Below are 10412 nucleotides of genomic sequence, written 5' to 3' on the forward strand. Positions count from 1 at the left end.
CCGCGTCGCCGTGCTCGGCCTGGCCTTCAAGCCCGACAGCGACGACATCCGCGACTCCCCCGCCCTCGACGTCGCCGTCCGCCTCAAGGGCCTCGGCGCGGAGGTCATCTCCCACGACCCCGAGGCCATGCCCAACGCCCGCCGCCTGCACCCCCAGCTCGACTACGCCGACACCGTCGACCAGGCCCTCACCGGCGCCGAGGCCGTCGTGATCGTCACCGAGTGGAAGCAGTACCGCGCCCTCGACCCGGTCACCACCGCCGCCCAGGTCGCCCGCCCCGTCGTCTTCGACGGCCGCAACATCCTCGACCCCACCGCCTGGCGCACCGCCGGCTGGACCTACACCGGCATGGGGCGCTGACCCGATTCGCCCCCGGGCGTGTCGTGCGGTAAGGTAGACCCTTGGTGCCCAACTGCGGGCACAGCGAACGTGAGCCCTCCACCGGCTGGTTTGCCCGACATCGTCGGGAGAACCGCCCCGGAGCGGGATTCACGAACGACTCCGTTCGAACAGAAAGCAGCACTACTGTGACGCGCACTTACACCCCGAAGGCCGGTGAGGCCCAGCGCGAGTGGCTCGTGATCGACGCCACCGACGTCGTCCTCGGCCGCCTCGCCTCGCACGCCGCCGCGCTCCTGCGTGGCAAGCACAAGGCCACCTTCGCCCCCCACATGGACATGGGCGACTTCGTCATCATCGTGAACGCCGAGAAGGTCGCGCTCACGGGCCAGAAGCTCCAGCAGAAGATGGCCTACCGTCACTCGGGCTTCCCGGGTGGCCTCAAGGCCGTCTCCTACTCGGAGCTGCTCGAGAAGAACCCGGTCCGCGCTGTCGAGAAGGCCATCCGTGGCATGCTCCCCAAGAACAGCCTCGGCCGTCAGCAGCTCGCCAAGCTGAAGGTGTATGCCGGTGCCGAGCACCCGCACGCCGCGCAGCAGCCCAAGACGTACACCCTCGACCAGGTCGCCCAGTAAGCGCCGGCATCCAAGGATTCAACGTGACTGACAACGACATCCAGAACTACTCGACCGAGACGCCGGCCGCCGAGGCCCCCGTCGCCGAGCGCCCCGTCCTCAACGTCTCCGGCGCCGCCGTGGGTCGCCGCAAGCAGGCCATCGCCCGCGTGCGCGTCGTCCCGGGCTCGGGCACGATCACGGTCAACGGCCGCACGCTCGAGGACTACTTCCCGAACAAGCTGCACCAGCAGCTGATCAACGACCCCTTCACGGTGCTCAGCCTCGCCGGTGCGTACGACGTCATCGCGCGCATCTCGGGTGGCGGCCCCTCGGGTCAGGCCGGCGCGCTGCGCCTCGCCATCGCCCGTGCGCTGAACGAGATCGACCGTGAGAACAACCGCCCGACCCTGAAGAAGGCCGGCTTCCTCACGCGCGACGCCCGCGTCATCGAGCGCAAGAAGGCTGGTCTCAAGAAGGCCCGCAAGGCTTCGCAGTTCTCGAAGCGCTAAGGCGCACGAGGCACATCCGAATGCCGCTTTTCGGCACGGACGGCGTGCGAGGACTCGCCAACGGCATCCTCACCGCCGACCTTGCTCTGTCCCTGGCCCAGGCGACCGCCGTCGTCCTGGGCCAGGGCCGTTCGGCCGAGGCACGCCGCGCCCAGGGGCGCCGCACCTCGGTCGTGATCGGGCGCGACCCGCGGATCTCCGGCGAGTTCCTGAGCGCCGCCGTGTCGGCCGGGCTCGCCGCGTCGGGCATCGACGTGTACGACGCGGGCGTCATCCCGACCCCCGGCCTGGCGTTCCTCGTCGCCGACCGCGACGCCGACTTCGGCGTCATGGTGTCGGCGTCGCACAACCCGGCCCCCGACAACGGGATCAAGATCTTCGCGCGCGGCGGCGTCAAGCTGCCCGACGTGGTCGAGCAGCGCATCGAGGAGGCCCTCCAGGGCCCCAAGCTCCTCCCCACCGGCGGCGACGTCGGCCGCATCAAGCGCTTCGCCGACGCCGAGGACCGCTACGTCGTGCACCTGCTGCAGTCCCTGCCGCACCGCCTCGACGGCATCCACGTCGTGCTCGACTGCGCCCACGGCGCGGCGGCGGGCGTCTCGCCCGAGACGTTCCGCGACGCCGGCGCCACCGTGACGGTGATCGGCGCCGACCCGGACGGCGTCAACATCAACGACGGCGTCGGATCGACGCACCTCGAGCAGCTGTCGGCGGCCGTCGTGCGCGCCGGCGCCGACGTCGGCATCGCCCACGACGGCGACGCCGACCGCTGCCTCGCGGTCGACGCGCAGGGGCGCGTCGTCGACGGCGACCAGATCATGGCCATCCTCGCCAGCTCCATGAAGGAGCGCGGCCGGCTCAAGGACGACACGCTCGTCGCCACCGTGATGAGCAACCTCGGACTCCACGTCGCCATGCGCGAGCGCGGGATCACCGTGCTGCAGGCCGCCGTCGGCGACCGGTACGTGCTCGAGCTCATGGACGAGGGCGGCTACTCCCTCGGCGGCGAGCAGTCGGGCCACGTGATCATGAGCGACTACGCCACGACGGGCGACGGCCTCCTGACCGGCCTGCACCTCGTGGCCGAGATGGCCCGCACGGGCAGGACGCTCGCCGAGCTGGCGTCGATCATGACCGTGTACCCGCAGGTGCTGATCAACGTGAAGAACGTGGACCGCGAGCGCGTCTCGGACGAGGGCGTGCAGCAGGCGGTGCGCGAGGTCGAGGCCGAGCTCGGCGACACCGGCCGCGTGCTGCTGCGCGCGTCGGGCACCGAGCAGCTCGTGCGTGTCATGGTCGAGGCCGCCGACGAGGAGTCGGCGCAGCGCTACGCGGAGCAGCTGGCCGAGGTCGTGCGGGAGCGCATCGGGCTCTAAGCCCACAGTGAGCCGTAGTTGGAGCGCTGGTTCGTGCCGGAGCTGATTCGCTCATCCGAAGCGAAGGCGCGGGGTACCGCGCGGTAGGCTTGCTGGCCGCACTCGGCCAGGCACGGAACGTGGTGACGCGGGTGGCGCGTTCCGTGTCAGCGAATACGGCGGGCAGGTATGCCGGCGTAGGTGCCACCGCTCTCACAGTTCTTGGTCACGACCGCGCCGGCGGCGACTACGCAACCGTCGCCGATGTCGACACCTGGCAGCACCGTCACGCCCGCTCCGATCCATGCGCCGTCGCCGATTCTGATCCCGGCAGTGCGCAATGCACCTGCGCGACGGGACGGCCCGCCGACCTCATGCGTCGCAGTGATGAACGTACACCGCATGCCGATGTCCACGTTGCGTCCGATGGTGATCCTCTCGTGCGTAGAGAACATGCACTCGCGGTTTATAAAGGAACGTTCGCCGATTGTGACCCTGGTACTGCCGAACCACACTGACGGCGCAATCGTTGATCGCGACGCGTCCATGCCGACGATCCGGAGGAAACGCCACCGAAGTTGTGGCGGGATCAGCGGGGAGCCAATCACTCCGTTGAGAATCGCGCCTCGTCCGAGGCCGGCAAGGAATCGTGTCGCTGCGCTTCTAATGGACAAAAATGCTTCCTTTGGTCCGTGGAGTTGTCAGCGCAAGTGTGGCATGGCTTCCGACATATCGTTGCGCTGACGGCGTGGGTGTCAGTGAGAGCGTCTCGGGGACACCGGCCGCGTGCTGCTGCGCGCGTCGGGCACCGAGCAGCTCGTGCGCGTCATGGTCGAGGCCGCCGACGAGGAGTCGGCGCAGCGCTACGCGGAGCAGCTGGCCGAGGTCGTGCGGGAGCGCATCGGGCTCTAAGCCCAGCCGAGCTCCTCGATGTAGCGGAGCATGACGCCCTCGCGCAGGGCCCAGGGGGAGACCTCGAGCTCGGTCACGCCGAAGGCCTTCATGGTCTCGTGCAGCACGACCGCGCCCGCGGTGATCTGCACGGTCCGCTCGGGTGTGATGCCGGGCAGCTCCTTGCGCACGGCCGCCGGGATGCGCGCGAGGCGCGGGATCCACTGGCCGAGCGACTGACGGGGCAGCACCATGCGCGGCGAGCCCGACCATCCCGGCCGCGGGTAGCCGGCGAGCTTGGCGAGCGAGCGGATGGTCTTCGACGACCCGACGACGTGATCCGGGCGCGGCGATCCCTTCAGCGCGTCGGCGATCGGGGCCAGCGTGGCGGCGGCGTGCGCGCGCAGCTCGGCCACGGCGTGCTCGCCGGGCGGGTCCTCGGGCAGGTACGCCAGGGTCATCCGCCCCGCGCCGAGCGGGACCGACTCGGCGTAGTCGGGCAGCTCCTCGTCGCCCGCGGCGATCTCGAGCGATCCGCCGCCGATGTCGAACAGCAGGATGCGGCCGGCCGACCATCCGAACCAGCGCCGCACCGCCAGGAACGTGAAGCGGGCCTCGGTCTCGCCGCCGAGCACCTGCAGGCTCTGGCCGAGCGCCTCCTCGATGCGGGCGATCACCTCGGGGCCGTTGGCCGCCTCGCGCACCGCGGACGTCGCGGTCGGCAGCAGCTCGCGCACGTTCTCCGAGGCGGCGAGCTCCTTCGCGCGCGTGACGGCGTCGACCAGCGCGCGCACGCCCTCCTCCGAGATGGCGCCGTCCGGCGTCAGATACCGCATCAGGCGCAGCACCGTGCGGTGACTCGACGCGGCGAGCGGGCGTCCGCCCGGGTGCGCGTCGGCGACCAGCAGGTGCACGGTGTTGGACCCGATGTCGAGGACTCCCAGGCGCATGGGGCCAGGGTAGCGGGCGGGGTCGGACGCGTTTCGTCTCCGCTTCGCTCCGCTCAACGACCGGCGGATGCGCGGATACGATGGGCCGGATGAGCGCCGTCCCTCCCCCCGCCCCGCTCTCGCTCTACAGCGAGATCGCCCGTGGCGACTGGTCGCGCCTCGCGGCGGGCATGGATCAGCCGCTCACCGAAGCGGAGGTCGTGCAGCTGCGCGGCATCGGCGACCGGCTCGATCTCGCCGAGGTGCGGGAGGTGTACCTGCCGCTGAGTCGCCTGCTCTCGATCTACGCCAAGACCACCAAGCGCCTGGGCAGCGACGTCAGCGGCTTCCTCGGCCGCGACGACCAGACCACGCCGTTCGTCGTGGGCGTCGCCGGATCGGTGGCCGTGGGCAAGTCGACCATCGCGCGCCTGCTCCGCGAGCTCATGAGCCGCTGGGCCGACACCCCGCGCGTCGAGCTCGTGACCACCGACGGCTTCCTCTACAGCAACGCGGAGCTCGAGCGGCGCGGGCTCATGGACCGCAAGGGCTTCCCCGAGTCGTACGACCGGCGCGCGCTCGTCGAGTTCGTCACGAAGGTGAAGAGCGGGGCGGATGAGGTGCGCGCGCCGTTCTACTCGCACATGAAGTACGACATCATGCCCGACGCGCACGTGGTGGTGCGGCGGCCGGACGTCGTGATCGTCGAGGGCCTGAACGTGCTGCAGCCCCCGCCCGCGCCGAACGACGTCGCGATCAGCGACCTGTTCGACTTCTCCATCTACGTCGACGCCGACGCCCGCCACATCGAGCAGTGGTACATCGACCGCTTCCTCGCCCTGCGCGAGGGCGCCTTCTCGAACCCCGCCTCGCACTTCAACGTCTTCGCGCACCTCACGGACGAGGAGGCGACCGAGACCGCGCGGGGCTACTGGAACGACATCAACCTGCCGAACCTGCTCGAGAACGTGCTGCCGACCAAGCACCGCGCCTCGCTCGTGCTGCGGAAGGGCGCGGACCACTCGGTCGAGTCGGTGCTGCTGCGGAAGCTGTAGGCGCCCAGGCGGGTTCCAGTCGGCGGAACCGTAGGATGGAGCGCATGTGTGGAATCGTCGGATACGTCGGGCCCCGTGACAGCCAGGACATCCTGATCGCGGGCCTCGCCCGCCTGGAGTACCGCGGCTACGACTCGGCCGGCATCGCCGTGATCGACGGCGACGGCGCGCTGCACGCCGCCAAGAAGGCGGGCAAGCTGGCGATGCTGCGCGACGAGCTGGCGGCGCATCCGATCGCGGCCGGGACCACCGGCATCGGCCACACGCGCTGGGCCACGCACGGCGGCCCCACCGACGTCAACGCGCACCCGCACCTCGCCGACGACGACCGTCTCGCGGTCATCCACAACGGCATCATCGAGAACTTCTCCGAGCTGAAGGCCGAGCTGGTCGCCGACGGCTTCGCGTTCCGCAGCGAGACCGACACCGAGGTCGCCGCGGTGCTGCTCGGCCGCGAGTACCGCGCGAGCGGCGGCGACCTGGTCGCCGCGTTCCGCGCCGTCGCGCGCCGGCTCGAGGGCGCCTTCACGCTGCTCGCCATGCACCAGGACCACCCGGGGCTCGTCGTCGGCGCGCGCCGCAACTCGCCGCTCGTGATCGGCCTGGGTGAGGGCGAGAACTTCCTCGGCTCCGACGTCGCCGCGTTCGTCGAGCACACCCGCAAGGCCCTCGCGATCGGCCAGGACCAGATCGTCGCCATCACACCCGACGGCGTCGAGGTCACCGACTTCGACGGCGCGCCGGTCGAGACCTCCCCGTTCGAGGTCATGTGGGACGCGTCCGCCGCCGAGAAGGGCGGCTGGTCGAGCTTCATGGCCAAGGAGGTCTCCGAGGAGCCCGAAGCCGTCGCCAACACCATCCGCGGCCGCGTCCAGGACGGCCGGGTGGTCATCCCCGAGCTCGACGGCATGGATGAGCTGTTCGCGGGCATCTCGCGCATCGTCATCCTCGGCGCCGGCACCGCCGCCTACGCGGGCCTGGTCGGCAAGTACGCGATCGAGCAGTGGGCGCGCATCCCGGTCGAGGTGGAGCTCGCGCACGAGTTCCGCTACCGCGACCCGCTCGTCGGCCCGGACGTGCTCGTGATCTCGATCAGCCAGTCCGGCGAGACCATGGACACCCTGATGGCGGTCAAGGAGGCCGCGCGCCTGGGCGCCAAGACGCTGTCCATCTGCAACACGCAGGGCGCCACGATCCCGCGCGAGTCGGACGCGATCGTCTACACGCACGCCGGGCCCGAGGTCGCCGTCGCGTCGACCAAGGCCTTCGTCGCGCAGATCACCGCCCTGTACCTGTTCGCGCTGCACGTCGCCCGCATCCGGGGCACGCTCGCCCCCGAGGAGCAGGCTGCGCAGATCCAGGAGCTCGCGGCGCTGCCCGAGAAGATCCAGTGGATCCTCGACACCGAGCAGGAGCGCATCGAGCAGCTCGCGCGCTGGATGGCCGACACCCGCGCCGTCCTGTTCCTCGGCCGCCACGTGGGCTACCCGATCGCGCTCGAGGGCGCGCTCAAGCTCAAGGAGCTGTCGTACATCCACGCCGAGGGCTTCGCCGCGGGCGAGCTCAAGCACGGCCCCATCGCCCTGATCGAGCCCGGCCAGCCGGTGTTCGTGGTCGTGCCGTCGCCGCGCGGCGCGTCGGTGCTCCACGCCAAGGTCGTCTCCAACATCCAGGAGATCCGCGCGCGCGGCGCCCGCGTGATCGCGATCGCCGAGGAGGGCGACGCCGCCGTGCTGCCGTTCGCGGACGAGGTGCTGCGCATCCCGCTCGCGTCGCCGCTGCACGAGCCGATCCTGGCGGTCGTGCCGCTGCACATCTTCGCCATGGGTCTCGCGAACGCGAAGGGCCTGGACGTCGACCAGCCGCGCAACCTCGCCAAGTCGGTCACGGTCGAGTGATGCCATGATCGTCGGCATCGGCGTCGACCTGGTCGACATCCCGCGCTTCGAGCGCACGATCGAGCGCACGCCGAAGCTGCTGGAGCGTCTCTTCACGCCGCATGAGCGCGAGCTGCCGCTGCACTCGCTCGCCGCGCGCTATGCCGCCAAGGAGGCGCTGATCAAGGCGCTCGGCGGCTCGGACGGCGTGCACTGGGACGAGATCGAGATCGCCCGCCTGGGCGACAGCCAGCCGCCGCTGTTCTCGCTGTCCGGCTCGACCGCCGCGGTGGTCGCCGCGCGCGGCATCACCACGCTGCACCTGTCACTCTCGCACGACGCGGGCCTCGCGATCGCGTACGTCACGGCGGAGGGCGACGGCGGTCCGGCGGTGGTCGACGCGGTCGGCGCCGAATACGTCCCGGCCGAGGACGAGGCCGCGCTGCTGGATGTGCCGGAGCCGATGGATCCGGAGGAGCCCCGGTGACGGGGGCCGGCACCTGGATGCGCCAGGCGCTCATCGACCTCGACGCCATCACGCACAACACCCGCACGCTGCGCGAGCTCACCGGGACCCGCGAGTTCATCGCGGTCGTGAAGGCCGACGCCTACGGGCACGGCGCGGTGTCCGCCGCGCGCGCGGCGCTCGTGGGAGGCGCGACGCGCCTGGGCGTCGCCGACGTCGAGGAGGCGCTCGCGCTCCGCGCCGCCGGCGTCGATGCGCCCATCATGGCCTGGCTGCACGGGCCCGAGACCGAGTTCGCGGATGCCGTCGCCCAGGACGTGCAGCTCGGCATCTCGAGCCTGCGCCAGCTGCGCGACGCCGCCCGCGCGGCGACCGAGGGGCAGTCGGCCGTCGTGCACCTGAAGCTCGAGACGGGCCTCGCCCGCAACGGCCTCGCGCCGCAGGACTGGTCGGCCGTGTTCGGCGAGGCCGCCGCGCTGGAGCGCGAGGGCGTCCTGCGGGTGGACGGCCTGTTCAGCCACCTGTCGAACACGTCGCTCGAGGACGACCGCGTGCAGCTGCGCCGCTTCGAGGTCGGCGTCGCCGCCGCTCACGGGGCGGGCCTGACGCCCAGCGTGACGCACATCGCCGCGACCGCCGCCGCGATCGACCTGCCCGAGGCGAGGCTCGACGCCGTGCGCGTCGGGATCGGCCTGTACGGACTGTCGCCGTTCGAGGACCGCGACGCGGCCGACCTCGGCCTGCGCCCCGCCATGACGCTGCGCGCCCGCGTCGCGGCGGTGCGCCGCGTCCCGGACGGCCACGGCGTCTCGTACGGCTACACGCACCGCACCGACGGCGACAGCACCCTCGCGCTCGTGCCCCTCGGGTACGCCGACGGGGTGCCGCGCCAGGCGTCGGGCGCCGGGCCCGTCGTGATCCGCGGGGAGCGGTTCCGCGTGGGCGGGCGGATCGCGATGGACCAGTTCGTGGTCGACGTGGGGGATCACCCGGTCGAGGTGGGCGACGAGGTCGTGCTATTCGGCGACCCGGCCGCCGGCGTGCCCTCGGCGACCGAGTGGGCGGACGCCGCCGGCACCATCAACTACGAGATCGTCACGCGGATCGGCGCCCGCGTGCCGCGGGTCGCCCTGTGAACAGGACGGCACTGTGATCGCGGGCGAGCTGCTCGGGCGGCACGACATCGCGACGTCCGAGGACATGGAGGCGCTGGGGCGCCGCCTCGGCGCCGGGCTGGTCGCGGGAGATCTGATCGTGCTGACCGGGCCGCTGGGCGCGGGGAAGACCACGTTGACCCGCGGGATCGCGGAGGGGCTCGGCGTGCGCGGGCCGGTGCAGAGCCCGACGTTCGTGATCGCGCGCACGCATCCCTCGCTCGTGGGCGGAGCACCCCTCGTGCATGCGGACGCCTATCGCCTCGACTCGGCCATGGAGCTCGACGACCTCGACGTCGACGTGGACGGCTCCGTCACGATCGTCGAGTGGGGCCGCGGCAAGGTCGACGGACTGCGCGAGGAGTGGATCGACATCGAGATCGAACGCCCGGTGGGCGCCGCCGCGGACGCCGAGGACCTCGACGCCGACGCCCCCCGCGTGGTCACGATCGCCCGCGTGCGCGGCTGACGCGGCGGGGGCGGGGCGTCCCCACCTGCGGTGGTTGAGCGACCGAGCGCGTGCGGCCGGTCGTTGAGCGGAGCGAAGCGGAGACGAAACGCCGGTAGGGGTTCGGTGCGTTTCGTCTCCGGCGCTGGCGCGCCTCCGCTCAACGACCGGCAGGGGTTCGGTCGTTGAGCGGAGCGAAGCGGAGACGAAACGGCCCCAGCGAGCCGCTCGTCCACAGGCCGCGGGTCGTGTGCCCCGGCTTCGATGTGCTCGGCGGTCGGCGCTTGGATCGGTACGGTCCTCGCATGACGGCCTGGACCTACATCCTCCGGTGCGCGGACGGCACCTACTACGTGGGCAGCACGATCGATCTCCACAATCGCCTCGCGGCTCACAAGCAGGGGCTTGGCGCCGCCTATACGAAGCGGCGGCTGCCTGTGGAGCTGGTGTGGTCGTGTGACTTCGAACGGGTGGAAGACGCTTTCGCGCTCGAGAAGAGCATCCAGGGGTGGAGCCATGCGAAGGGTCTGCTGAACGAAGTGGTGACAGTTTCGGTTAGGCCGCGAGGGCCAGGTTCTGGTTCATGATGGTCTCGAACTCGATCGGCGTCAAACGGCCCAGACGGGCTTGCCGGCGGCGTCGGTGGTAGGTCCGCTCGATCCAGGTCACGATCGCGACGCGCAGCTGTTCTCGGTTGGCCCAGGCGCGGCGGTCGAGGACGTTCTTCTGCAGCAGGCTGAAGAACGACTCCATCGCGGCGTTGTCGCCCGC

General features: G+C 71.2%; 13 protein-coding genes and 1 pseudogene. 11 read left to right on the forward strand and 3 right to left on the reverse strand.

Going from position 1 to position 10412, the window contains the following annotated elements; translation table 11 throughout:
- The 4 genes from B5M43_RS14560 to glmM all read left to right on the forward strand — a co-directional run.
- The coding region (locus tag B5M43_RS14560; RefSeq protein WP_308068648.1) for a UDP binding domain-containing protein at window positions 1-361 on the forward strand (361 nt) is incomplete at its 5' end.
- Between the two features lie 167 nt (window positions 362-528).
- The gene (rplM, locus tag B5M43_RS14565) at window positions 529-975 is read left to right on the forward strand and encodes a 50S ribosomal protein L13 (RefSeq protein ID WP_134747314.1); all 447 of its coding nucleotides are present in this window, start codon (window positions 529-531) and stop codon (window positions 973-975) included.
- A 23-nt stretch (window positions 976-998) separates the two neighbouring features.
- The gene (rpsI, locus tag B5M43_RS14570) at window positions 999-1466 is read left to right on the forward strand and encodes a 30S ribosomal protein S9 (protein WP_308068649.1); all 468 of its coding nucleotides are present in this window, start codon (window positions 999-1001) and stop codon (window positions 1464-1466) included.
- Window positions 1467-1486: 20 nt separating this feature from the next.
- Window positions 1487-2842, forward strand: a complete 1356-nt coding sequence (gene glmM / locus B5M43_RS14575; protein WP_230668251.1) for a phosphoglucosamine mutase — start codon at window positions 1487-1489, stop codon at window positions 2840-2842.
- Between the two features lie 146 nt (window positions 2843-2988).
- Here the strand turns inward: glmM and B5M43_RS14580 are convergent, their stop codons facing one another.
- The gene (locus B5M43_RS14580; protein ID WP_230668254.1) at window positions 2989-3276 is read right to left on the reverse strand and encodes a DapH/DapD/GlmU-related protein; all 288 of its coding nucleotides are present in this window, start codon (window positions 3274-3276) and stop codon (window positions 2989-2991) included.
- A gap of 313 nt (window positions 3277-3589) precedes the next feature.
- On the opposite strand from B5M43_RS14580, the pseudogene B5M43_RS14585 reads away from it, so the two are divergent.
- A pseudogene (locus tag B5M43_RS14585) lies at window positions 3590-3733 on the forward strand (phosphoglucosamine mutase); the annotation flags it as partial.
- On the opposite strand, the gene B5M43_RS14590 reads toward B5M43_RS14585, so the two are convergent.
- Window positions 3730-4662, reverse strand: a complete 933-nt coding sequence (locus B5M43_RS14590) for a Ppx/GppA phosphatase family protein (protein ID WP_134746936.1) — start codon at window positions 4660-4662, stop codon at window positions 3730-3732. The pseudogene B5M43_RS14585 and the gene B5M43_RS14590 overlap by 4 nt on opposite strands.
- A gap of 80 nt (window positions 4663-4742) precedes the next feature.
- On the opposite strand from B5M43_RS14590, the gene coaA reads away from it, so the two are divergent.
- The 6 genes from coaA to B5M43_RS14620 all read left to right on the forward strand — a co-directional run bounded on the left by coaA (window position 4743) and on the right by B5M43_RS14620 (window position 10228).
- Window positions 4743-5696 (forward strand): type I pantothenate kinase, encoded by a 954-nt coding sequence (gene coaA / locus B5M43_RS14595; protein ID WP_374198173.1) that lies wholly within the window; start codon window positions 4743-4745, stop codon window positions 5694-5696.
- Between the two features lie 44 nt (window positions 5697-5740).
- Window positions 5741-7594 carry a glutamine--fructose-6-phosphate transaminase (isomerizing) gene (glmS, locus tag B5M43_RS14600; protein WP_134746934.1) on the forward strand — a complete coding sequence of 618 codons (1854 nt, stop codon included), beginning with the start codon at window positions 5741-5743 and terminating at the stop codon, window positions 7592-7594.
- A gap of 4 nt (window positions 7595-7598) precedes the next feature.
- Window positions 7599-8060, forward strand: a complete 462-nt coding sequence (locus tag B5M43_RS14605; protein WP_134746932.1) for a holo-ACP synthase — start codon at window positions 7599-7601, stop codon at window positions 8058-8060.
- A 17-nt stretch (window positions 8061-8077) separates the two neighbouring features.
- On the forward strand, window positions 8078-9175 hold the full coding sequence (alr, locus tag B5M43_RS14610; RefSeq protein WP_134746942.1) for an alanine racemase: 1098 nt from the start codon (window positions 8078-8080) through the stop codon (window positions 9173-9175).
- 64 nt (window positions 9176-9239) lie between these two features.
- Window positions 9240-9662, forward strand: a complete 423-nt coding sequence (tsaE, locus tag B5M43_RS14615) for a tRNA (adenosine(37)-N6)-threonylcarbamoyltransferase complex ATPase subunit type 1 TsaE (RefSeq protein WP_055992515.1) — start codon at window positions 9240-9242, stop codon at window positions 9660-9662.
- A 284-nt stretch (window positions 9663-9946) separates the two neighbouring features.
- Complete coding sequence (locus B5M43_RS14620; RefSeq protein WP_134746930.1) at window positions 9947-10228, forward strand: GIY-YIG nuclease family protein; 282 nt, start codon at window positions 9947-9949, stop codon at window positions 10226-10228.
- On the opposite strand, the gene B5M43_RS14625 is transcribed toward B5M43_RS14620, so the two are convergent.
- Window positions 10197-10412: IS3 family transposase (locus tag B5M43_RS14625; protein WP_230668180.1), on the reverse strand; the 216-nt coding region annotated here is incomplete at its 5' end. The two genes, B5M43_RS14620 and B5M43_RS14625, sit on opposite strands and share 32 nt — an antisense overlap.

The organism is Microbacterium sp. MEC084 (genome assembly GCF_004514465.2).
In the GTDB taxonomy this organism is placed as follows: Bacteria; Actinomycetota; Actinomycetes; order Actinomycetales; family Microbacteriaceae; genus Microbacterium.

What these genes read in the sequence shown, in the direction of transcription:
- B5M43_RS14590 (WP_134746936.1), bottom strand. Translation starts at nt 4,662, where the DNA reads ATGCGCCTGGGAGTCCTCGACATCGGGTCCAACACCGTGCACCTGCTG.
- glmM (WP_230668251.1), top strand. Translation starts at nt 1,487, where the DNA reads ATGCCGCTTTTCGGCACGGACGGCGTGCGAGGACTCGCCAACGGCATC.
- coaA (WP_374198173.1), top strand. Translation starts at nt 4,743, where the DNA reads ATGGGCCGGATGAGCGCCGTCCCTCCCCCCGCCCCGCTCTCGCTCTAC.
- B5M43_RS14605 (WP_134746932.1), top strand. Translation starts at nt 7,599, where the DNA reads ATGATCGTCGGCATCGGCGTCGACCTGGTCGACATCCCGCGCTTCGAG.
- B5M43_RS14580 (WP_230668254.1), bottom strand. Translation starts at nt 3,276, where the DNA reads ATGTTCTCTACGCACGAGAGGATCACCATCGGACGCAACGTGGACATC.
- glmS (WP_134746934.1), top strand. Translation starts at nt 5,741, where the DNA reads ATGTGTGGAATCGTCGGATACGTCGGGCCCCGTGACAGCCAGGACATC.
- tsaE (WP_055992515.1), top strand. Translation starts at nt 9,240, where the DNA reads ATGGAGGCGCTGGGGCGCCGCCTCGGCGCCGGGCTGGTCGCGGGAGAT.
- B5M43_RS14620 (WP_134746930.1), top strand. Translation starts at nt 9,947, where the DNA reads ATGACGGCCTGGACCTACATCCTCCGGTGCGCGGACGGCACCTACTAC.
- alr (WP_134746942.1), top strand. Translation starts at nt 8,078, where the DNA reads ATGCGCCAGGCGCTCATCGACCTCGACGCCATCACGCACAACACCCGC.